The sequence below is a fragment of the Eoetvoesiella sp. genome (genome assembly GCF_035555955.1).
Taxonomy (GTDB): domain Bacteria; phylum Pseudomonadota; class Gammaproteobacteria; order Burkholderiales; family Burkholderiaceae_B; genus Eoetvoesia.
Genome location: NZ_DATMGA010000027.1, coordinates 1 through 22,332 on the forward strand (window position 1 = coordinate 1; position 22,332 = coordinate 22,332).

A 22,332-nucleotide genomic window follows, 5' to 3' on the forward strand; every position below is an offset into this window, starting at 1 on the left:
CGTACTCCTGGAAGACCGGGCCGCGGTCCGGCCCCGGGCCCTGCACCACCTGGCCGTCGACCCGGATTTGCCCCGCCGAGACATCCTCGAAGCCGCCCACCATGTACAGCAAGGTGCTTTTGCCGCAGCCGCTGGGCCCCAGGATGGACAGGAACTGCCCTTCGGGAACATCCAGCGAGATGTCCCGAATGGCGGTGTGCGACGTGCCTCTGGCGGTCTGGAAAGTCTTTCCCAGTTGCTCGATGTTGATCATTTTACCGGCGCTATCGTGTCTTTGCGGACGAAGTCTTTGATATTCAAGGCCTTGGAAAGGAAGCCGGCCTTGTAATAGAGGTCCCAGGTCTTCTGGATGGAATCCAGGTTGGGCTTCATGTCCTTGTCGCGCGCGAAGTCCTTGTCGGTCATGAGGTACTTGCTCAGCAGCGCGGCGGGCGCGCGGGTGACTTCCGAAGTAACGGCCACCGCCAGCGAGTGATCGGCCTGCACCATGTTCATGGCGCGCTCGAGATCCTTGATGTAGGCCTGGACCACTTCGGGATGCGCATTGGTGTATTCCTGGCTGCAGCCTTCGAAGATCTGTACTTGGGGTGTTTGCACATCGGCCTGCGATGCCAGTTCGCGCAGGTCGCCTTTTTCCTGCGACAACAGGGCGAAGGGCTGGACCATGGTACCCAGGTCGATGCGCCCCGAACGGATCGCATCGGCCATGGGAGGGAAACCGGTTTCCACGATCTTCACGTCTTTCTTGGGATCGAGCCCATTCTTTTCAAGCCACAGCACCAGGTTGAAGTACACGCCCGAGCCGTAGGCGTTGGTGCCCAGCACCTTGCCCTTGAGGTCGGCGGCGCTCTTGATGGGGCTGTCTTTTTTAACCGCCCAGTACACCGTGAAGAAGCCTTTCTTTTCGTAGACGTGCTGGGCCACGATATAGGCCTTGAGCCCGCTTTCTATGGCCCCCTGCGCCAGCGACATGGGAGCCATGGTCGAGCAATTGAGCACGTTGGCGCGCATGGCCTGGATCATGGGCGAGGTGCCCTGGAACTGCGTCCACTTGATGGTGTATTTTTTGCCCAGGTCGGGGAACATCTCGGGCCGCTTCATCATCAAGTACTTGGCTTCTTCGGCGGGAATCGTCCAGCCCACCTTCAGCTCGGGTATGTCGGCCGCCAATGTCGGCGCGGCCACCATCATGACGCCCATGGCGGCCAGTATTGCTTGTACATTTTTTTTCATTGTTCAGTCTCCTTTTGCCACGTTGGAAGTTGCGCTTTGGTTCAGCCCGAAATGCCCCAGCATTGCCAGGACACGGGCCAATACATCGCGCCGATACGCCTCAAGGTCCACCCCCTCGTACGAATGAAATCCGCTTGCCGACCGTAAACCGTTTTTGCCCTCTTGCATATATTGCCGCACGATCTCCGGCATGGCATAACGATTTTCGTCGAGGTTTTTGGCAAGGTAATTATTGGCGTGATACAGAATGTCGTTGCCGCCATAATCAATGAACTCCAGCACGCCGATGGCCGCAAAGCGAAAGCCCAGGCCATAGCGGGTTGCCAGATCTATTTGTTCGGCCGTGGCCACTTTTTCTTCGACCATGCGCGCCGCTTCGTTCATGACCAGCGTTTGCAGGCGCGGCACGATGTAGCCCGGGCTGCAGCTGCATTCCACCGGCACTTTGCCAATGGATTTCAGGCTGTCCTTCAGCGCCTGCACGGCCGCGGCATCGGTGCCCGCGTGCGCGCTGACCTCGACCAGGGGAATCAGGTAGGCGGGGTTGAGCCAGTGCGCGTTCATGAACCGCTGCGGCTTGTACACCAGGGCGGCCAGGTCGGAAGCCAGCATGGTAGAGGTGCTGGAAGCAATGATGGCGTCGTCCGACACCGCCGTGCCTATGCGGCCCAGCGCGTCGCGCTTGGCTTCGGGGGTTTCGGGAACGCCTTCGTACACAATGGGCGCCGTGGCCAGAACCGCGTCGGCTTCGTCCAGGGCGTAGATGCCGATGCGGCCCAGAATGGGTTCGATCTGCTCGGCCGCGAACATGCCCAGGTCCGCCAGTTGCCTAAGGGTAAGCGCAAGTTCGCTGGAAATGCTTTGCCGCAGTTCTTCGTACTGCTGCGGGCTGCGCGGCTTGAAGTCGATGATGGCGGCGGACTGGCCATGGATGGCATATGCCAGGGCAATGCCCCGGCCCATGCGGCCGGCGCCTATGGTGGCGATCGGGCCGGCATTCTTGGCCATCATGCTCTCCCTTCGACCAGCAGCTCGTGCATGTCGGCGCGCGACAAATGCGCCAGCCCCAGGGCATCGAGCGTGCGCTCGCCCAGGCGCAGGTCGCGCCCGACGATGCCGCCGGCAATCGCCAGCAGGCCGCTGGCCACCGGCGCATCGCACTCGGCCCAGTTGGCCACCGACACCAGAAAGGCCAGGCCCAGCATGGTGTCTTCGGTCATGTAGCGATGCGAGTGCAGGTCGATTTTCTCGCGCCAGTCGCCGCTGTCGACCAGCTTGCTGTGCGAATCGCCGTACATCCATTGATCGTTCTGGTAGTGGTCGGACAGCGGGAAATGCGGCGCCTTGTAGCCTATGGCCTCGCGGATGGCGATGCGTTCGTTGTCGAGCTTGTCGGTTACCGAGCGCACCGCCGGCTGGGTGCCTTCGTTGTGGATGTCCCACTCCGGAAAGTGCTGCAGCGGCGCGGCATTCATGAGGATCAGCGGGGGATGGATGATGGGGCCGGCGTTCATCAACGCGCCCGACAGCGCGTCTTCGCAAGGCTCGATGCAAGGAAACGCCTGCTTGATGACCGCCATGGCGTGCGCCGCGCGCTTGGCCGGATAGACGCCCGTCGGCAGGCGGGTGGCCCGCATGGTGACGGCCACGTTGTCGGGCCCGTGCTTGCGCACCAGCCACGGCAGGGTGCCGGTTTCGGCCCAGGTGACCTCGGCCTTGTTGCCCGCGGCGCGCACCGCCTCGCTCATGATGTAGCTGCCGAAAGTGCCGGGCGGCAAGTACACCACCTGGCCGTCTTCGAGATAAGGCGCCACGGCCTTGGCGATATCCAGTTGCGCGATAGCAGGCGAAGGAATCAATATGAGCTGCGCACCGCGGATGGCATCGCCGATATCGGGGCAGACCTTGGCGATGCGCACATCGCGCTCGCCGTCGCTGTCCTTGATGTGGATGAACGGATGTTGCACCAGCGACTGCAGCGCCTGTGTGTCGCGACGCCAGAAGCGCACTTCGTGGCCCTGTTCGCTTAAATCAGCAGCGGCCGCATAGCAACCGTGTCCGCCCCCCAGTACTGCAATCTTCATGCCCGACTCCCGTAAAAGGCCGGCATCGCGCCCGGCCAGGACAGCTTTGAAACATGGAAAAGCGGCGCAAACGCAAAAGGAACGATGCGAGCTAACCGCTTGTTCAACCACGTTTAATTATTTATGCACTTGCATACATACACAGTAAAGAAAAGATTTGCGACGTGCAATATGCGGGAAACCGGGAATTACCCTTATAGGGATGAACTTTGGTTCAGGGAGCTTGCGGATTCCGCGCCGTCTGTGGCGCGGCGATGCTTTTGCGCGTAAAGCCGGGCGTCGGCCGCTTCCAGCAATGCCTTGGCCTGGTCGCCGTCGTCGGGCATGGTGGCCACGCCGATCGTGATCTCGGGATACACCGCCGCGCGGGCGGCGGCCTCCCGGACGACCTCGCCAATGCGATGCGCGATCTCCTGCGCCTCGGCACGGCTGGTTCGCGGCAGCACCGCGATGAATTCATCACCGCCGTGCCGCCCAAGGTGATCGCTTTCGCGCAACATGCTGCGCAAGGTGTCGGCGACCCACTCCAGGGCGCGGTCGCCCACGCTGTGGCCATAGTGGTCGTTGATGAACTTGAAGCGGTCGAGATCCATCGCCATCACGCTCAGCGTTTGCCTGCCGGATCGGTGCAGATCCAGCTCGACGTCCAGCCGCGAGAGTATGCCCCGGCGATTGAGTACGCCTGTCAGCGGGTCTTCGATGGCTTCGGTCTTGAGGCTGGCGTGGGTGGCTTCCCAATTGGCCGTCATCCGGTTGAAGCAATCGGCAAGCACCGCCAGTTCGTCCCGCCCCCCGGCATCCACGCGCACGCCCGCCTGGCCTTCGTTGACACGGCGCGCGGCATGCGTCAGCGCCTCCAGCGGCCGCAGCAGCGAACGCAGGAAAACCATGGCCAGCAAGGCGGCGGCCGTCAAGGTAAGCACCCAGCTCCACATCAGCCAGTGCAACTGGCTTTTGCGCTGGGCGGCCGCCTTTTCATATCGGGCCTTGAGCAGACTGGACAGGCTCTGGCGGGCATTGGAAATGTCGTGGATCGCCTGCTCGAGTTCAGCCCGCGTATGGAGATTGGCGGCAGTGTCGCTTATGTGCTGGGTATGCACCTGCTCGACCAGGCGGCGAACCGCGGGCCGCGCCAGCAGCCAGGACTTCTGCGCGTCTTCCAGGACCGTCCGCGGCACGTCCTTGCCGTCCATGCCGACGCCAATGCTGGAAAAGCTGTTGTCGATATTGCGGGTAAGCCCGGCGAAGCCCGGCACGGAATCATTCGACTCGGCCAGCAGTTCATCCACCAGCGCCTGCTGAAGGTAGTATTCCAGCGTGGTCAGGGGAATAAGCCCATGCACCGATTCTTCGACGGAATCGCGAAAGGCCATCTCCTGCTCGTCCAGGACTATTACGCTGACTGCACTGAGCACCGCCAGCGGCAGCAGCAGTATCGCAATGACCGCCATCATCCGCTGCCGCACCGATAGCCTGCGCAATAGCGCTTCGACGCCGTTTCCCATCAGGACTCCCCATAACCCAATTCCACGTCGTAGGAATTGTAGCAACTATGCTGCCATGGGGAATTTCGCACGCGAAGCACACGTCGGTTGAGATTGCCATTGCTTTTGAAAAGAAGGCTTCCATCGGCTTACATCGCCGCCAGGCCTCCGTCCACCAGCAGGCTCGTTCCGGTGATGAAGGAGGCTTCGTCGGACGCCAGCCAGAGTATGGGCCAGGCAATTTCCTTGGGGTCGGCCCAGCGGGCCAGCAGCGAGGTGGTTTGCCTTTCGGTTTTCAACTGGTCGACGCTTTTGCCTTTTGCGGTGGCGCGCGAGACGTGGAAATCGGTAAGGGTGGAACCGGGGCAGACTACGTTGGCGCGCACGCCGTTGGCGGCTTCTTCGTGAGCCAGCGTGCGCGTCATGGCCAGTTGGCCCGCCTTGGTGGTGTCGTAAAGGCCCATGCCCTTGCGGCCCACCACGGCGTAGCACGACGCGACATTCACAATGCTGCCCTTGCCGGAAAGCCGCAGGTGAGGAAGCGCTTCGCGGCAGTAGGTGGCCGTGCCGACCAGGTTCACGTCGATCATGGCGCGCCATTCCTCGGGGGTGGCGTCTGCCAGGGCCGAGTAGTTGCGCATGGCGGCGTTGTTGACCAGGATGTCCAGGCCGCCATGCGCGTCCACGGCGTGCTGCACGACTTCGCGCGTGCGCGCGGCGTCGGCCACGTCGGCCACGCAATGGCTTACGCGGGCCTGCGGAAACTCGCCGCGCAGCGCCTGGACCGTTGCCAACAGCCCCTCTTCGTTGGCGTCCACCAGGGTTACGGCGGCGCCCTCGGCGCAAAACAGCCTGGCGCACGCGGCGCCGATGCCCGCGCCGCCGCCCGTGATGAGCGCCCGTTTATTCGCTAGTCGTGCCATGGTTATTCCAATTGAATAATGTGATTTATGAAACTGCGCCATCTACACCGAATAAAGCGGCTGATGCAGGCCGTCGGCCAGATGCTCTTGCGCCCATTCCAGCGGGCTGGCGTTGCGATCCAGCAGCACGCCGGCCGAACGCACACGCTGCGCGGAAGCGTCCAGCGCCGGCGGCTCCTGGCCTTGCTCCAGCCCCATGGCAGCCTCGTGCAGCATGCGGCGCGCCATGACGATAGGTTTGTCGGTAGGCAGCAGGTGCTCGGCCTCGCGATCCTGGATGGGGCCCATGCTCTCCTGCAGCGAAGCGTCCTGTATGGCAAAGCCGAACACGCCGCTGTACGAGCGCTTGTCTTTTTGAGCCCTGCGGTCGATGAGGTAGTCGTTGTCTTTATTGGCTACGGGCCGGAAGGTGCCGCCTTCTTCATACGCCACGTGCACGCCCTTGCCCTCCTGCAGATCCAGGCGCTCCTGGGCCGACAGCGGCTTGTTGGGATGGAAGTTGATGCTCCAGACCCAGCAATTCTCGTCGTCCATGGGCACGAAAACATGCCCGGCCATGGAGTGTTCGCCAAAAGGCGGAATCAGCGTGAACCAGGGAAACAGCCACTGCGTAACGCGCCAGTAATAGGAGTCGGGCTCGCCATTGCGGCGGCCGAACAGGGAGAGGCCGAAGGGCATTTTCTCGATGTCGAACACTACGTTGCCGTCGGCCTTGATGTAGTCGAGCGCCTTGGTGTCCTTGTGCATGGGGTCGGTGTCGACTTCGTAGCGGTGCACATACGAGACGTGCGCAGTGTCGATGCCGCCCTCCATGGCCTGCAGATAATTGCATTGCTGCCAGCGGCGCGATACGAACACATGGCTTTCGGGCAGGGTGGCCCACTCCAGCTCGACCGGGTCGGGCATTTTCCCCTCGGGCCCCATATAGGCCCAGACAATGCCGCCACGCTCGAGGCAGGGGTAGGACTTGATGTGCATGTGCGCACAGGCCTTGGGCGCCGAGGGAACCTCGACACATTGGCCGTTGCGGTCGAACTTGACGCCGTGATAGGCGCAGCGGATGCCGTTTTCCTCGTTGCGGCCAAAGAACAGCGAAGCGCCGCGGTGCGAACAGAATTCGTCGATGACGCCCGGCCGGCCTTCGGTATCGCGAAAAGCCAGCAGCTTCTCGCCCAGGATCTTGACCCGCACCTGAGGGCCGTCCGGCTCGATTTCGCGCGAGGCGAGAATAGGCACCCAGTAGCGCCGCATGAGGTTGCCCATGCGAGTGCCCGCGTCAGTACGCACCAGTATTTCCGACATTTCCTTGTTCATGATTTCCACTCCATTACCAAACTGAGGCGAACATCGCCGATGTTCGCCCGATAAGACTTTTCCGCTTCAGGGCTGCGCCTTGACGTTGGCTTCTTTGTCGAACTCGACATTCGCCAGATGGCCGTCGACGAGCTTGACCTCGCGCATGTAGATGTTCTGGGTCATATCCCGGGTGACGGGGTCGATGGTGACCGGGCCGCGGGGACTTTCAAAACTCATGCCCTTGAAGGCCTGCATCAATTTGTCGCCGTCCGAATCGCCGCCGGTCTTGGTCAGCGCCGCATAGATGGCGGCCATGCCGTCGTAGCCGGTGGCGGACATGAAGTTGATCTTGGCGTCGGGGCCGAACATGGCCTTGTATTCCTTGACGAACTTGCGGTTGAGGTCGGAATCGTGGGCGGCCGAATAATAGCCCGAGGTAATCGTGCCGATAACCCCATTGCCCAGGGAGTCGATCAGCGTTTCCTCGGTCAAGTCGTGCGTTCCCAGCATCTTGATGCCGGCCTTGCGCAGACCTCGCTCATGGTAGGACTTGACGAAGGAAATCGTGGCGGGCCCCGGCGGCAGGAACATGAACACGGCGTCGGGTTTTTCGTCCTTGATCTTCTGGATATAGCTGGCGAAATCGGTGTTGGTAACGGGCACCCTTACGCTGCCCACGATGGTTCCGCCCAGTTTCTCGAAGGTCTCGGTGAACGCTTTTTCAGTGTCGATGCCCGGCGCATAGTCGGCCACCAGCGTATAGACCTTCTTGATGCCATGCTTGGCCGCCCACTTCGCTGCGGGACGCGTTACCTGCGGTAGGGACTCCGAAACCCGGATGATGTAGGGCGAGCGCGAAGGAATGACGGCGCTGCCGGCATTCATGACGACCATCGGGCACTTGGCCTTCGTGGCCAAGGGGGCCACCGCCAGCGCCGACGGGGTCATGCCGAAGCCGGCCAGCAAATCCACTTTTTCATTGACCAGCAGTTCTTGCGCCAGGCGCTTGTCGACCTCGGGCGCAACCCCGGTGTCGTCCTTGTAGATCACCTGGACCTTGCGGCCCGCCACCGTATCGCCGTGTTCCTTCATATACACTTTGATGCCGCTGCTGATTTGCTCGCCATACGGCGCGTACGGGCCGCTGAAGGGAAGGATGACGCCTATCTTCAGGGGTGCGGGCGCCGTTGCAGCCTGCGCGGCGGCGGTACAGAAACAAGCGGTCGCCACTGTCGATGCGGCTGCCAACTTGAAAAAGGAATAAGTCATTGTCTATTGCCTCCAGGTCGTGAAGCCGTGTGCTTGTGCCAGCGCTTAGCCTCTGAGTTGTCCGTCTGTTGATACTGATATACATTGTACGGACACATTAACCTGCTCGCAATAGGGTATTTACCAATCTGGCATCATGTCGGAGCACGACAGGAATTCAGGAACACTAGGAACACCAAATGGCAACCGAGAAAACCAGCGACAACGTCCGGGCCGTCGACCGCGCCCTGGACATTCTTATGGCCTTTACGGCGACGGACTATGAATTGACGGCGGGCCAGTTGCTCAAGCGCGTGGATCTGAGCCGGCCCACGCTGTACCGCCTGCTGTACACACTGGAACAAAGCGGCTTTCTGGTCTCGTCGGGCGAGCCGCAGAAATTCCGCCTGGGCCCTGCCGTGGCCCATCTTTCGCACGTCTGGACATCCAGCCTGGACCTGAACGAAATGGCCAAGCCGATGCTGCGCCGCCTCTGGGAGAAAACCGGGGAAACCGTGGCGCTGTTCATCCCCCAGGGGGCCTACCGCAGCTGCATCAGCGAACTTCCCTGCACCCAGCCACTAAGCTTCAAACGCGGGGTCGGATACCGCGAGCGCATCGTCCTGGGCGCGAGCGGGCGCGCCATCCTGGCCTACCTGGACATAACGCCCGAACTGTTGAAGGAATACGCGGCCGGCACGAAGCTCGACCTGAAGAAGTACGCGGAAGACCTGCAAAGCACGCGCGAACGCGGCTACGCCATCAGTAACCAGGAAATCATCCAGGGCGCCGTTTCCATCGCCGCGCCGTTCTTCAACAGCGGCGGCCAGGTGGCCGGATCGGTGGGTATTTTCGGCCCCAGCGCCCGCCTGGATGCCAGCCAGGTCAAGGAGTACGGGGAGCTCCTGATCGTCGAAACCAAGCTGCTGTCCGAAGCGCTGGGCCTGCGCGGGAAATAACGATTGGATCGGCAAAAAAATGGGAGCACATGATGCTCCCATTTTTACAACCACTGTATTCGCGGAACGGCCGCCGTGTGGCCGGCTTCTACACCCGCTCGAAAATGCCCGCGGCGCCCATGCCGGTGCCCACGCACATGGTCAGCATTCCGTAGTCCAGCTTGTGGCGCCGGATGGCGTGCACGACCGTGGCGGCGCGGATGGCGCCCGTGGCGCCCAGGGGGTGGCCCAGGGCAATGGCGCCGCCTATGGGGTTGACGACCTTGGGGTCGAGTCCAAGGTCGCGGATGACCGCCAGCGACTGCGCGGCAAAGGCTTCGTTCAGTTCGATCCAGCCCATTTGATCCAGCTTCAGGCCAGCCACCTTCAGCGCCTGGGGAATGGCGAACTTGGGGCCTATGCCCATGATCTCGGGCGGCACGCCACGCACGGCGAAGGAAACAAAGCGCGCCAGCGGCGTAAGGTTGTGCGTTTTGAGCGCGCGTTCGGACACCACCAGCAAGGCACCTGCGCCGTCGGACATCTGCGAGCTGTTGCCGGCCGTGACGCTGCCCTTGGCGGCAAACACCGGACGCAGGCGGGCCAGCGCCTCGAGGCTGGTGTCGGCGCGCACGCCTTCGTCCAGCGCCAGCGTTTTATGCTGTTCGGCCACTTCGCCGCTGGCCAGGTCCGGCACGCGGCGCACTACGTCGATGGGCAGGGTCTCGTCGTTGAACTCGCCGGCCTTCTGCCCGGCCAGGGCGCGCTGGTGCGACTGCAGTGCAAAGGCGTCCTGATCCTCGCGCGACACCTTCCATTGCTGCGCCACCTGCTCGGCCGTAATGCCCATGCCGTAGGCAATGCCCACGTTCTCGTCGCGCGCGAAGATGCCGGGGCTGAAGCTGGTGTTGACGCCCATCAGCGGAACCTGGCTCATAGACTCGGTGCCCGCGGCGATGATGACGTCGGCCTCGCCCACGCGGATGCGGTCGGCCGCCATGGCGATGGCGGTCAGGCCCGAAGCGCAGAAGCGGTTGACGGTAACGCCCGCCACGCTGTTGGGCAGGCCCGAGAGCAGCACGCCGATGCGCGCCACATTGAAGCCCTGCGAGCCTTCGGGAATGGCGCAGCCCACGATGGCGTCTTCGACGGCCGCGGGGTCGAGGCTGGGCGCCTGGGCCAGCACGCCTTGTATGACCCGCGCCAGCAGGTCGTCGGGCCGGTAGTGCGAAAGCGATCCGCGCGGCGCCTTGCCGATGGGACTGCGGGTGGCCGCTACGATGTAAGCCTGTTGCAATGTGGTCATAACGGACTCCTAGTTACGCACCGGCTTGCCGGTCTTCAGGAAACCCATGATGCGCTCCTGGGTCTTGGGGTTGGCCAGCAGGCCGAGAAAAGCCTGGCGCTCCAGCGAGAGCATCCATTCGTCGTCGACCAGCGAACCGGGGTCGACGTCGCCGCCGCAGATGACGTGGGCCACGTTTGCGGCCACCGTGAAGTCGTGCTCGGAAATGAAGCCGCCCACCCGCATATTGACCAACTGCGCCTTGAGCGTGGCGATGGCATCGCGCCCCGCCACGGGGAACAGCCCCGGCAAGGGCGGCCGCCAGCCGGCCTCGGCCAGCATGGCCGCTTCGCGCACGGCCACGTAAAACAGCTCGTAGCGGTTCATGACCACCGTATCGGAAGGCAGCAAGTACCCGATGTCGCGCGCATCCGGCGCCGAGCGGGAAACCTGGGCGCTGGCCACCGCCAGCGCGGTTTTCTTCAAGAGGGCCAGCAAGGGGATATCGGGCGCGGTCATGGCCTGCAACTGGGCGGCGCGGCGCGCGCAATGCGCCAGGCCGCCGGAGCCCGGCACCAGGCCGATGCCCACTTCGACCAAGCCGATATAGGTTTCGAAATGCGCCACCCGCTTGGCGCAATGCAGGGCCAGTTCGCAGCCGCCGCCCAGCGCCATGCCGGCCAGTGCGGCCACCACCGGCACTTGGGCGTAGCGCAGGCGCAGCACCATGTCCTGCATGGCGCGCTCGACAGGCTCGACCGCCTTGGCGCCGCCTTGCTCGAACAAGGGCAGCATGGATTTAAGGTCGGCCCCGGCCGAGAACGGTTCGGACAACTGGCCGATGACCAGCGCCTTGAACGAACCTTCGGCCACGTCCACCGCATGCACGATGCCCTGGATGACTTCGGGGCTGAGCGTATGCATCTTGGTCTTGAATGACAGCAGCAGCACGTCGTCGGGATGCGGCGCCGGCAGCGTATAGGCCTTGACCGCATCGGTCTCGAAGACCATGGTCTCGCCCAGGCCGGCCGATTCGCCCACCAGGCGCGGCGCGCCTATCTGGCGTTCATACACGGGCAGACTGCTGCGCGGCTCGAAGGATTTTGCATGGGGATTCCACGAGCCTTGCGGCGTATGCACGCCCTGGGCCTCCCATACCGGCCCGCTGCTTACCCAATCGGGCAGCGGTTCGCTGGAAAGCGCCAGGCCTTTTTCGATGTCGTCGGCCACCCACTGGGCCACCTGGCGCCAGCCGGCGGCCTGCCATAATTCGAAGGGGCCTTGGGCATGGCCGAAGCCCCACACCATGGCCTGGTCCACCTGCCGGGCGTTGTCAGCGATATCGGCCAGATGCACGGCCGCGTAATGAAAGGCATCGCGCAGCACAGCCCATACGAACCGGGCCTGGGGATGATCGGATTCGCGCAGGGCCTGCAGCCGCTTGCCCGCGTTCCGTTCGGCCAGGATGGCCGCAACGGCGTCGTCCACCTTGCTGTCGGCCGGTACGTACTGGGCGGTGGCCGGGTCGATGCGCAAGATGGCCTTGCCCTCTTTGCGGTAGAAGCCCGCCCCGGCCTTCTGCCCCAAGGCGCCTTTTTCGATCAAGGCCGACACCAGGGGCGGCAGGCCGAAGCAGGCATGGAAGGGATCGTCGGGCAGATGATCTTGCATGGTGGCAATGACGTGGGCCAGGGTGTCCAGGCCCACCACGTCGGCGGTGCGGAAGGTGCCGGACTTGGCGCGGCCCAGGCGCGTGCCGGTCAGGTCATCGACCAGGTCGATGGGCAGGCCGGCCTTCCTGGCCTGGACAAACACCGAAAGTATGCCGAACACGCCGATGCGGTTGCCGATGAAATTGGGGGTGTCCTTGGCCCGGATGACGCTTTTGCCCAGTTGCGAGGTCAGGAACGTTTCCAGCAGATCGACCAGGGCGGGCGTGGTCTGAGCCGTGGGAATGAGTTCGACCAGGGGCATGTAGCGCGGGGGGTTGAAGAAATGCACGCCGCTGAAGCGATGCCGCAGGTCTTCGGGCAGCACCTTGGAAAGTTCGGTAATCGACAGTCCCGAGGTATTGCTGGCAACGATGGCGCCCGGCTTTACGAAGGGCGCCAGCTTTTTATAGAGGTCAAGCTTCCAGTCCATGCGCTCGGCAATGGCCTCGATGACCAGATCGCATTCGGCCAGGCGGTGCAAGTCGTCTTCGTAGTTGGCGGGAATAATGGCGTCGGCCAGTTCGGGCGCGCCCAGCGGCGCAGGGTTCATTTTCTTGAGGCCGGCAATGGCGCGCTTGGCGATGCCGCTTTTGTCGCCTTCCTTGGCCGGCAGGTCGAACAGCACGACCGGCACCCCGGCATTGACGCAATGCGCGGCGATTTGCGCCCCCATGACCCCGGCCCCGCATACGGCCACCTTGCCGATATGCCGTTGGCCCGACTGATTTGCTTGCATAGACGTGACTCCGAAAAGCTTCAGCCGCCGCGCTGCGAACGGCCGATCAATGAAAGTGCCTTGTTCAGAAGTCCAGTGTATTACGTAAGCGACAAAAATTGTGCTTCGGGCCTTGCCGGCGCCGCGATTCGCCCCGCATATGCTTATTACCTCACTCCTGCGTCCATACCCGTATTAAAATCAGGGTCATAGGACGCAATACGCAGTGCCCGGTGGCCTGCGCGTACTTTTTCAGCGCCCTGTTCGCGCCTTCACCGCGCTTTTTTCAGGCCATTTTCGCCATGTGTCAGCTGTTGGGCATGAGCTGCGCCCAGCCCACCGATTTTACGTTTTCGTTCACAGGCTTTGCCGCCCGGGGCGGCAATACCGACCACCATGCCGACGGCTTCGGCGTCGCCTTCTTCGAAAACAAGGCCTGCCGCGTCTTCATCGACAACCAGCCTTCCTGCAAGTCGCCCGTTGCCGAGCTCATCAAGAACTATCCGATCAAGTCGCGCAACATCATTGCGCACATCCGCAAGGCCACCCAGGGCGACATCCAGCTTGAAAACTGCCACCCCTTCATGCGCGAGCTATGGGGAAGGCACTGGATCTTCGCCCACAACGGCGACCTGCTGAACTACCGTCCGACGCTGGACGGGCAGTACCAACCCGTGGGCGGCACCGACAGCGAACTGGCCTTCTGCCACATCATGCAAGGGCTGCGCAGCCGGTTCGGCAACCACGAGCCGTCGTCATCCGAGCTTTTTTCCGCCGTGGAAGCGCTGACGCGCGACATCACCCGGCACGGGGTCTTCAATTTCCTGTTTTCCAACGGCCGCATGCTGTTCGCGCATTGCTCCACCCAGTTGCACTACCTGATACGCGCCTGGCCTTTCGCCACCGCGCACCTGGTCGATGCCGACATGACGGTGGACTTTTCGCAAACCACCTGCCGCGACGACCGCGTGGCGGTCATCGCCACCCGCCCGATCACCGACAACGAAAACTGGGTGTCGTTCAGCCCCGGCCAACTGACCATGTTCGAGCGCGGACAGGCCGTCCTGCACGCCCACGTTCCCATTCCCAAGGCGGTGCAAAAGGCCAACGCCGCCAACCTGAGCTGCGTTTAAAAGCCGCGAGAACCCCGCGATGCGCCGCGGCCTGCGGGTCGGCGCCCATGTGTACGATAGCCGCCAGGCCCGGCGCTTGCCTTGGCTAGTACTCGGAAGACTTGCCCGTCAGGGAAACGCCCACCCGCAATAGAAAATACGCTGTCGAATCGATGGCGCGGCCCAGCAGGCCGCGTTTCTGCAGGCTTGCGAGCGTGACGCGGTTGGCGTTGGCCGCGGTTTCGGCCTCGATCGCCGCCTTCAGCTCCTGCGCGAAGCCGGCGTCCTTCACAAACACATTGGCCTCGCGCGCCAGCAGCAGGCTGAACGGATCCAGGTTGGAAGAACCGACCGTGGCCGCATCGTCGATGACGGCCACCTTGGCATGCAGATAGCTTGCCATGTACTCGTAGACCTCGATGCCGTCGTCCAGCAGTTTGCCGTACATGCTGCGCGAGGCGCGAAACTGCAGGGCGTATTCCGAACGGCCCTGCAGCAGCAGGCGCACGCGCACGCCGCGCCGGGCCGCCTGTTCCAGCGCGCGCCGCAATCGCATGCCGGGAAAAAAATACGCATTGGCGATCAGGATATCGCCGCTCGCCGTCTCTATCCCCCGCAAATACACGTTTTCGATGGTCTGGCGAAAGCGCAGGTTGTCGCGCAGGAGAAAGGCGGCCCGCACGCCGGGAACGAATACCTGCGCATGCTCGGACAAGCTTCGCTGCCGGCGCAGGAACCAGTGACGCACCCGCTGGTATGTGCGCTGCATGTCGTTGCCCTGCTTGGGCGCCATGCGCAGCCACAAAAGATTCTGCTCGCTGTCGATCTGCGGCACGATGGGCCCGCGCACGCTTACCGCGAAATCGAAGCGCGGCCTGGGGCCCTTGCCGTCATTGGGCACGTCGTCGAGGTCGTCGATAATATTGATGCCGCCCACGAAAGCCACCTGGCCGTCCACCACCGTGACCTTGCGATGCAGACGGCGTAAACGGCGCAGGCTGAAGCGGTAGAAATCGATGCCCCTTGGCTCGGGGCGATACACGCGGCACATCGCTCCCATGCTGGTCAGCCGCTGCATCAGCTCGTCCACGTACTCGAAGGAACCAAAGCCATCCAGCGCGACGCGAACCTTGACGCCGCGCTCGCAAGCCAGGCGCAAATGTTCCAGTACCTCGAGGCCAGTGCGGTCGAGCTTGAAGATATAGGTTTCAAGGTGCACGCTGGCGCGCGCCGCATCGATGGCCGCGCACAGGGCCGGGAAAAACTGCCCGCCATTCTGCAGGAGTTCTATCTGGTTTCCGTCATGCCATTGCAGTTTCAGGATTCCGCGTGCCATACCCCCTACCCGGAAAAACCGAACCCATGCTGCGGTTCGAATGATTGCACGGCGCCCCTTTGCCCTTGCATGCCGCCGCGCGGGCCCAAAAATGCCCCCACGCTGCGCCGCTGACGCGGCTTGCTGCCCCCCGAGGGGGTGCTTTTTGCCTTGGGACGGCCCGGCGGCAAAAAACACCCTGCGTCGGGGCTGATGCCGTGCCAGCTACGGCAATTCTAATTCAGTAAAAATGGGCGCGTGGTCGGACAGCTGCCGCCAGGGGTTCCCGTGCAGCACGCGGGCGTTGCGCACGGCAAAGCCCCGCTGGTAGATGCGGTCCAGCCTGAGCCACGGGAAGGCGGCGGGAAAGGTGCGCGGCGGCGGCGTATGGCGCGCCGCGCCATTGATGCCCAGTTCAAAAATGGAGTCGAGGCGCGCCGCCGGAAACTGAAGCGAACGCAGGCTGCGGCCCAGGTTGCGCACGGATTTGCTCAAGGGAAGCTGGCGGGCGCTGAGGCCTCGCGGCGAGGCCGAGAATACTTCGTAAAGCCCCAGCTGCTGAACGAACAATGGCGCCAGGCGATTGTTCCAGTCGTTGAAGTCCCCGGCGATGAGCAGAGGGTCCTGCGCGGGAACCAGGCGCTTGATGCGCTCGACCAACGCGTTGATCTGGCGCGAGCGGCCGCCCGCGAACAGGCCCAGATGCACGACAATGCAATGCACCGGGGTTTCGTCGACCAGAATAGTGGCATGCAGCAGGCCGCGCTGCTCCAGCCGATGATCGGAGATGTCCTGGTTTTCAAAGCCCAGCACGGGAAACCGCGAAAGCAGCGCATTGCCGTGGTCGGTGTCGGCGCGCACGGCGTTGCAGCCGTAGCAAACGTCCATGTTCAGCGCGGCGCCCAGCGACTCGTGCTGGGCATCCAATATGCTTTCGCGCTCGTTGCGCCCCTGGACTTCTTGCAGGAAAAGCAGGTCGGGGCGCAGGCCATACAGCCCCAGGCGCAGCTCGGACAACGACTCGCGCACCCCCATGGCCGAACGGCCTTTATGGATGTTGTAGCTGACAATCCGCAGGACTGACACGAGCCGGCCTCTTGAGTCTTACTTTACCTCGGTGTTGCGCAAGCGGATGTGCAATTCGCGCAACTGCTTTTCATCGACGGGCGAAGGCGCATGCGTCAGCAGGTCTTGCGCGCGCTGCGTCTTGGGGAAGGCAATGACGTCGCGAATGGATTCGGCGCCGGTCATCATGGTGACCAGACGGTCGAGCCCGAACGCGATGCCGCCATGCGGAGGCGCGCCATATTGCAGGGCGTCGAGCAGGAAGCCGAACTTCTCGGCGGCCTCTTCGGCGCCGATGTTAAGCGCCTGGAACACCTTGCTTTGGATCTCGGCGCGATGGATACGCACCGAGCCGCCACCGATTTCCCAACCGTTCAAGACTATATCGTACGCCTTGGCCAGCGCTTTGGCAGGATCGCTTTCGAGGAATTCCTCGTGGCCGTCCTTGGGGCTGGTGAACGGATGGTGGGCGGCCGTGTAGCGCCCTTCGCCCTGGTCGTATTCGAACATGGGGAAATCCACCACCCACAAGGGCTTCCAGCCGGGCTCGAAAAGGCCGTGCTCTTTGCCGAACTCGCTATGGCCGATCTTGACCCGCAGCGCGCCCATGGCGTCGTTGACCACCTTGATCTTGTCGGCGCCGAAGAAGATGAGGTCGCCGCTTTGCGCGCCGGTGCGCTCGATGAGCTTGGTCAGCGCGGTGTTGTGGATGTTCTTGACGATGGGCGACTGCAGGCCTTCGGGAACGGAGGCGGCATCGTTGACCTTGATGTAGGCCAGGCCCTTGGCGCCGTATATGCCCACGAACTTGGTGTAGGCATCGATTTCGCTGCGCGGCATGGAGCCGCCGCCAGGCACACGCAAGGCCACGACGCGGCTGCCCGCATCGTTGGCCGGCGCCGAGAACACCTTGAAGTCGACATCGGCCATGAGGTCGGAAATATCGACGAACTCCAGCTTGACGCGCAGGTCGGGCTTGTCGGAACCGAAACGGCGCATGGCCTCTTCCCAGGTCATGGAGGGAAACTCGGCGGGCAATTGCACGTCCTGAACGGTGCTGAACACATGGCGCAGCATGCCTTCGAAGATGTCGCGGATTTCCTGCTCGTTCAGGAACGAGGTTTCGCAATCGATCTGCGTGAATTCGGGCTGGCGGTCGGCGCGCAGGTCTTCATCGCGGAAGCACTTGGTGATTTGGTAGTAGCGGTCGAACCCAGCCACCATCAGCATTTGCTTGAACAGCTGGGGGGACTGTGGCAAGGCGAAGAACTCGCCCGGATTGACGCGCGAAGGGACCAGGTAGTCGCGCGCGCCTTCCGGCGTGCTCTTGGTGAGCATGGGGGTTTCGATATCGACGAAGCCCAGGTTGTCCAGGTATTTGCGCACCTCGATCGATACGCGGTAGCGCAACATGAGGTTGCGCTGCATCTGCGGACGGCGCAAGTCCAGGACGCGGTGCGTCAGGCGCGTGGTTTCCGACAGGTTGTCGTCGTCCAGCTGGAACGGCGGGGTCACCGAAGGATTGAGGATTTCGATTTCGCGGCACAGGATTTCGATTTCGCCCGAGGCCAGCTCGGCATTGTTGGTGCCTTCGGGACGCAGCCGCACCAGGCCGGTCATGCGCACGCAGAACTCATTGCGGATGCGCTCGGCGATGGCAAAGGCGTCGACATTGTCGGGGTCCACGACGATTTGCGCCAGACCGGCACGGTCGCGCAAATCGATGAAGATCACGCCTCCGTGGTCGCGACGACGATGAACCCAGCCAAACAAAGTGACTGTCTGGCCTAGGTGGTCTCGACTGACCTCGCCGGTGTAGCAGGTACGCATGAACGAATACTCCGTATAAAGAACTTGATTTGAAATTTCAGGACTGCCCGGCGCCGGAAGCGGAATCCGGGCCGTCGGCAACATTGACGGGCGGGTTGGCGCCGGCCAGGGGCGCGGACCCCGGGTCGTCGCCCGAATCGGCCGGCAAGGCGGCCGGAGGCGCCACGACCCCCATGGACACGATGTACTTCAAGGCGGCGTCGACGCTGATGTCCAGCACCTGCACTTCGCTGCGCGGCATCATCAGGAAAAAGCCCGACGTGGGGTTGGGCGTGGTGGGCACATACACGCTGACATAATCGCCATCGAGCTTTTCGGCAACCTCGCCGCTGGGCACGCCGGTAAGAAAGGCGATGGTCCAGGACCCGTGGCGCGGATACTGCACCAGCACCGCATCGCGGAACGCCTGGCCGTTGGGCGACAGCACGGTGTCGCTGACCTGCTTGACCGAGTTGTAGATGGAACGCACCAAGGGAATGCGGCCCAGCAGGTGCTCCCAGCGCTCGAGCAGGGTACGGCCGATGAAGTTGGCGCCGAACAGGCCGCTGAAGAACACCACCAGCAGTACCAACACCACCTGGAAGCCGGGAATCTGCACGCCAAACAGCGACTGCGACGACAAAAACGCCGGCACCACGCTTTCCAGCGTGTGAATGACCAGCGTAATGACCCAGACCGTGATGACCAGGGGAATCCAGATCAGCAGGCCGGTGATGAAGTAGCGCTTAAGAATACGCATGCATGCCTTACGTGGGCGACGGCGGCGGGGCGGCGGGGGCGCTGGAAGCAGTGCCCGAGTCCGACGACGCCGAACCTGAACTGGAGCCCGAACCCGAGTCAGAGCTGGGGCTCGACGAAGCGCCGGCACCCGTGGACGAGCCGCCCTTGCCGCGAAAATCGGTAACGTACCAGCCCGAGCCCTTGAGCTGGAAGCCGGCCGCGGTAACCTGTTTTTGGTACGTGCTTTGCCCGCATTCGGGGCAAACCGTTAAAACAGGGTCGGACATTTTCTGCAGTACGTCTTGCGCATGTCCGCAAGCACTGCATCGATAAGCATAAATAGGCACGAGAAAATCCCAAGAAAGTTGGCCTGACTCCAGGCCGCCGCCAGCGCATCGTGGGTAGCAGTGCGCGCGGCAAAATTCGGGCCGCTGCGAAACCGCCGCAAACCAGCCGGCCAAGCCTGAAAAACATCTTGCCAACGCGTGATTTTAGCCGTTTTTGGCAATATTTACCCACCAGGAAGCCTGGCCCGGCAGCCCCGGATCCCGGCATCGCCCCCGGCGACGGGGGTTTGCCACCCTGTATATGCGGGCGGATCGGAGCAAAACAAGCGGGATAGGCGTGGGATAGGCCCCCACGCTGCACCGCTAGCGCGGCTTGCTGCCCCCCCAGGGGGGCGCTTTTTGCCTTGGGGCGGCCCGGCGGCAAAAAAGGCCCCCACGCCGCGCTGCTACGCAGCTTGCTGCCCCCCAAGGGGGCGCTTTTTGCCTTGGGGCGGCCCGGCGGCAAAAAAGGCCCCCACGCCGCGCCGCTACGCAGCTTGCTGCCCCCCAGGGGGGCGCTTTTTGCCTTGGGGCGGCCCGGCGGCAAAAAAGGCCCCACGCTGCTCCACCCGGCCTGGCTGGCCTGCGGGTTACGCTCTGGTCAAGCATTTTAGGATCAGTTGCAGTATTCTAAGCGGTTATTGCTCTTTTTCAGGAACAGGCAACATGAGCGTTACCCCCCAACCCTACACCTTTTCGCAACGCGCGCAAAAAATCACCAGCTCGGCCATCCGCGAGATTCTGAAAGTCACCGAACGGCCTGAAATTATTTCATTCGCGGGCGGGCTGCCCGCACCGAAAGGGTTTCCGGTAGACGCCATCAACACCGCCTTCGACAACGTCCTGCGGCAAAACGGGCGGTCCGCATTGCAATACGGGCCCACCGAAGGCTACGCGCCCTTGCGGGCCTGGGTGGCGCAAGACCTCGCGCGGGTCGGCGCCAACGATGTCTCTCCTGAAGAAGTGCTTATCGTCTCGGGTTCGCAGCAGGCGCTGGACATGCTGGGCAAGCTGTTCATCGATCCGGGCAGCAAGGTTCTGGTCGAATCGCCCAGCTACCTGGGCGCGCTGCAGTCCTTTTCCCTGTTCGAACCCGCCTACCAGGCCGTGCCCACCGACCTGGGCGGGTTGATCCCCAAAGGCCTGACCGACGAGCGCGTCCAGGACGCGCGCTTCATCTACGCCCTGCCGAACTTCCAGAACCCAACCGGCACCACGCTGAACCTGGAACGCCGCAAGGCACTGGTGCAGCGCTGCGCGCAAGCCAATGTGCCCATCATCGAAGACGACCCCTACGGCGACCTGCGTTATGCCGGCGAAGACCTGCCAGGCCTGCTTGGCCTGGGCCGTGCCGCCGGCGCCACCGTCATCCGGCTGGGCACGTTCTCGAAGGTGCTGGCTCCGGGGCTGCGCCTGGGCTACATTGTGGCGCCGCGGCCCATCATCGCCAAGCTGGTGCAAATCAAGCAGGCCACCGACCTGCACACCGCAACGCTGACCCAGATGGCCGTGTACGAAACCATCAAGAGCGGCTTCCTGAAAACCCACCTGCCCGCCGTGCGCGAGCTGTACAAGCAGCAGTGCGGCTACATGCTCACGGCCATGCAAGAGTTCTTCCCCTCGGACGTCACCTGGACGAAACCCGAAGGCGGCATGTTCCTGTGGGTCACCTTGCCCGGCCACATCGATTCCAACGAGCTGCTGCAGCGCGCCATCCAAAACAAGGTGGCCTTCGTGCCCGGCGAGCCTTTCTATGCCGGCGTTACGCCGCAAACCAATACCTTGCGCCTCAGCTTCGTGACCGTGCCCGAGGAAAAGATCCGCGAAGGCATTGCCACCCTCGGCCGCCTCATCGCCGAAAGCGGTACGGGCCTGAAAGCCGCCTAAAATGGCGGCTTGCCCACACCGCAAGCGAGGACAGCCGTGAATACGCCGTTGCCACCCGGCAATACTCCCGCCCCCGGCGAGCCCGACCCGAAGAACAGCCCGGATCATCCCGGGCCGCCGGACACCCCGGACTACGCCCAGCGCGCCCACAGCTCCGACCTTTCAGACATGCGGCCCGACGACTGGGTCGAGCGCTGGCTGCCACGGTCGTGGGGGCCTTATGCCAGGCTGTGCCGGCTGGATCGCCCGGTGGGAACCTGGCTTACGCTGCTGCCATGCCTTGCCGCGCTGGTGCAGGCCGCCGACGGCTGGCCCACTCTGTTCCGACTGATTGTTTTCTCGGTGGGCGCCCTGCTGATGCGCGGCGTGGGCTGCACGCTCAACGACATCTTCGACCGCGACATCGACAGCAAGGTAGAGCGCACGCGCTTTCGCCCTCTTACCAGCGGCCAGCTCACCCTGAAGAACGCCCTGTATTTCCTGCTGGGCCAGTTCTTCGTGTGCGGCCTGCTGCTGTTCGCCATCAACGAATACAGCCGCTGGCTGGCCGTGCTGCTGGTGCCCATCGTCATCATCTACCCGCTATGCAAACGCTTTACCTACTGGCCGCAAGTGGTGCTTGGCATCGGCTTCAACTGGGGCATGCTGATGGCCTGGTCCGACACGCAGAACACCGTGCCATTGGCCGCCGTGGCCATGTGGGTGGGCGCCGTGCTGTGGCAAGTGGGGTACGACTCCATCTACGCCTACGTCGACGTGCAGGACGACCTGCGCCTCGGCGTGCGCTCCACCGCCATGCGCTTCGCCCAGAACGGCAAGGCCTGGATCAGCGGCTTCTATACGGCCACCATCGCCCTTTGGGTCTACGGCGGCGCGGCCATCGGCATGGGCTGGGCCTACTTTGCGGTAATCGCCGTCATCGCCGGCCACTTTGTCTGGCAAATGAGCGTGTTCAGCCTTGAACGGCCGGATCGCAATTTCATGCTGTTCCGCGCCAATATGCAAGTCGGCGTCCTGCTCATTGTTGCAGCGCTGGCGGGCAGCCTGATTTAGCGCCGTGTTCGCGCGGCTTCTCTTTTGGCACGAACAGGCCATAGAATAGAACGGCTTTTGCATCGCCACGCAAGAGCGGAACGCCATAACCAATAAAGCACCAAGG

19 protein-coding genes are annotated in these 22,332 nt (G+C 63.0%); 4 read left to right on the forward strand and 15 right to left on the reverse strand.

Features of this window, described 5'->3' with window-relative positions; all coding sequences use genetic code 11:
• From VNT00_RS07480 to VNT00_RS07515, 8 genes are all read right to left on the reverse strand, one after another.
• The coding region (locus tag VNT00_RS07480; protein WP_325586042.1) for an ATP-binding cassette domain-containing protein at nucleotides 1–253 on the reverse strand (253 nt) is incomplete at its 3' end.
• Entirely contained in the window at nucleotides 250–1,233 is a 984-nt protein-coding gene (locus tag VNT00_RS07485; protein ID WP_325586044.1) for an ABC transporter substrate-binding protein, read from the reverse strand. The genes VNT00_RS07485 and VNT00_RS07480, both read right to left, overlap by 4 nt.
• A 3-nt stretch (nucleotides 1,234–1,236) precedes the next feature.
• Nucleotides 1,237–2,244 carry a 3-hydroxybutyryl-CoA dehydrogenase gene (locus VNT00_RS07490; RefSeq protein ID WP_325586046.1) on the reverse strand — a complete coding sequence of 336 codons (1,008 nt, stop codon included), beginning with the start codon at nucleotides 2,242–2,244 and terminating at the stop codon, nucleotides 1,237–1,239.
• On the reverse strand, nucleotides 2,241–3,317 hold the full coding sequence (locus VNT00_RS07495) for an NAD/NADP-dependent octopine/nopaline dehydrogenase family protein (protein WP_325586048.1): 1,077 nt from the start codon (nucleotides 3,315–3,317) through the stop codon (nucleotides 2,241–2,243). The genes VNT00_RS07490 and VNT00_RS07495 overlap by 4 nt, the downstream gene beginning before the upstream one ends.
• Nucleotides 3,318–3,511: 194 nt before the next feature.
• Nucleotides 3,512–4,822 (reverse strand): GGDEF domain-containing protein, encoded by a 1,311-nt coding sequence (locus tag VNT00_RS07500; protein WP_325586050.1) that lies wholly within the window; start codon nucleotides 4,820–4,822, stop codon nucleotides 3,512–3,514.
• Between the two features lie 128 nt (nucleotides 4,823–4,950).
• A complete protein-coding gene (locus tag VNT00_RS07505) occupies nucleotides 4,951–5,724 on the reverse strand; it encodes an SDR family NAD(P)-dependent oxidoreductase (RefSeq protein WP_325586052.1) in 774 nt (257 codons plus the stop codon).
• Nucleotides 5,725–5,766: 42 nt separating this feature from the next.
• Nucleotides 5,767–7,038, reverse strand: a complete 1,272-nt coding sequence (locus VNT00_RS07510; RefSeq protein ID WP_325586054.1) for a Rieske 2Fe-2S domain-containing protein — start codon at nucleotides 7,036–7,038, stop codon at nucleotides 5,767–5,769.
• Between the two features lie 66 nt (nucleotides 7,039–7,104).
• Nucleotides 7,105–8,289, reverse strand: a complete 1,185-nt coding sequence (locus VNT00_RS07515) for an ABC transporter substrate-binding protein (RefSeq protein ID WP_325586056.1) — start codon at nucleotides 8,287–8,289, stop codon at nucleotides 7,105–7,107.
• Between the two features lie 179 nt (nucleotides 8,290–8,468).
• Between VNT00_RS07515 and VNT00_RS07520 the strand changes: the two genes are divergently transcribed.
• The gene (locus tag VNT00_RS07520; RefSeq protein WP_325586058.1) at nucleotides 8,469–9,227 is read left to right on the forward strand and encodes an IclR family transcriptional regulator; all 759 of its coding nucleotides are present in this window, start codon (nucleotides 8,469–8,471) and stop codon (nucleotides 9,225–9,227) included.
• An 88-nt stretch (nucleotides 9,228–9,315) separates the two neighbouring features.
• On the opposite strand, the gene VNT00_RS07525 is transcribed toward VNT00_RS07520, so the two are convergent.
• Nucleotides 9,316–10,512: an acetyl-CoA C-acyltransferase gene (locus VNT00_RS07525; RefSeq protein ID WP_325586060.1), complete on the reverse strand. Its 1,197-nt coding sequence runs from the start codon at nucleotides 10,510–10,512 to the stop codon at nucleotides 9,316–9,318.
• A gap of 9 nt (nucleotides 10,513–10,521) precedes the next feature.
• Nucleotides 10,522–12,939 carry a 3-hydroxyacyl-CoA dehydrogenase/enoyl-CoA hydratase family protein gene (locus tag VNT00_RS07530; protein ID WP_325586062.1) on the reverse strand — a complete coding sequence of 806 codons (2,418 nt, stop codon included), beginning with the start codon at nucleotides 12,937–12,939 and terminating at the stop codon, nucleotides 10,522–10,524.
• A gap of 281 nt (nucleotides 12,940–13,220) precedes the next feature.
• Between VNT00_RS07530 and VNT00_RS07535 the strand changes: the two genes are divergently transcribed.
• Complete coding sequence (locus VNT00_RS07535; RefSeq protein WP_325586063.1) at nucleotides 13,221–14,051, forward strand: class II glutamine amidotransferase; 831 nt, start codon at nucleotides 13,221–13,223, stop codon at nucleotides 14,049–14,051.
• Between the two features lie 85 nt (nucleotides 14,052–14,136).
• Here VNT00_RS07535 and clsB read toward each other — a convergent pair whose 3' ends face one another.
• From clsB to VNT00_RS07560, 5 genes are all read right to left on the reverse strand, one after another.
• Nucleotides 14,137–15,366 carry a cardiolipin synthase ClsB gene (gene clsB, locus VNT00_RS07540; RefSeq protein WP_325586065.1) on the reverse strand — a complete coding sequence of 410 codons (1,230 nt, stop codon included), beginning with the start codon at nucleotides 15,364–15,366 and terminating at the stop codon, nucleotides 14,137–14,139.
• 204 nt (nucleotides 15,367–15,570) lie between these two features.
• Nucleotides 15,571–16,431: an endonuclease/exonuclease/phosphatase family protein gene (locus VNT00_RS07545; RefSeq protein WP_325586067.1), complete on the reverse strand. Its 861-nt coding sequence runs from the start codon at nucleotides 16,429–16,431 to the stop codon at nucleotides 15,571–15,573.
• Nucleotides 16,432–16,449: 18 nt separating this feature from the next.
• Nucleotides 16,450–18,240: an aspartate--tRNA ligase gene (aspS, locus tag VNT00_RS07550; protein WP_325586068.1), complete on the reverse strand. Its 1,791-nt coding sequence runs from the start codon at nucleotides 18,238–18,240 to the stop codon at nucleotides 16,450–16,452.
• Between the two features lie 37 nt (nucleotides 18,241–18,277).
• On the reverse strand, nucleotides 18,278–18,979 hold the full coding sequence (locus VNT00_RS07555) for a DUF502 domain-containing protein (RefSeq protein ID WP_325586070.1): 702 nt from the start codon (nucleotides 18,977–18,979) through the stop codon (nucleotides 18,278–18,280).
• Between the two features lie 7 nt (nucleotides 18,980–18,986).
• Complete coding sequence (locus tag VNT00_RS07560) at nucleotides 18,987–19,307, reverse strand: FmdB family zinc ribbon protein (protein WP_325586072.1); 321 nt, start codon at nucleotides 19,305–19,307, stop codon at nucleotides 18,987–18,989.
• Nucleotides 19,308–19,952: 645 nt separating this feature from the next.
• Between VNT00_RS07560 and VNT00_RS07565 the strand changes: the two genes are divergently transcribed.
• Together VNT00_RS07565 and ubiA are read left to right on the forward strand one after the other, a co-directional pair.
• Nucleotides 19,953–21,173, forward strand: coding sequence for an aminotransferase-like domain-containing protein (locus VNT00_RS07565; protein WP_325586074.1), 1,221 nt, complete (start codon nucleotides 19,953–19,955; stop codon nucleotides 21,171–21,173).
• Between the two features lie 168 nt (nucleotides 21,174–21,341).
• Nucleotides 21,342–22,226, forward strand: coding sequence for a 4-hydroxybenzoate octaprenyltransferase (gene ubiA / locus VNT00_RS07570; RefSeq protein WP_325586260.1), 885 nt, complete (start codon nucleotides 21,342–21,344; stop codon nucleotides 22,224–22,226).
• Nucleotides 22,227–22,332: the final 106 nt, after the last annotated feature.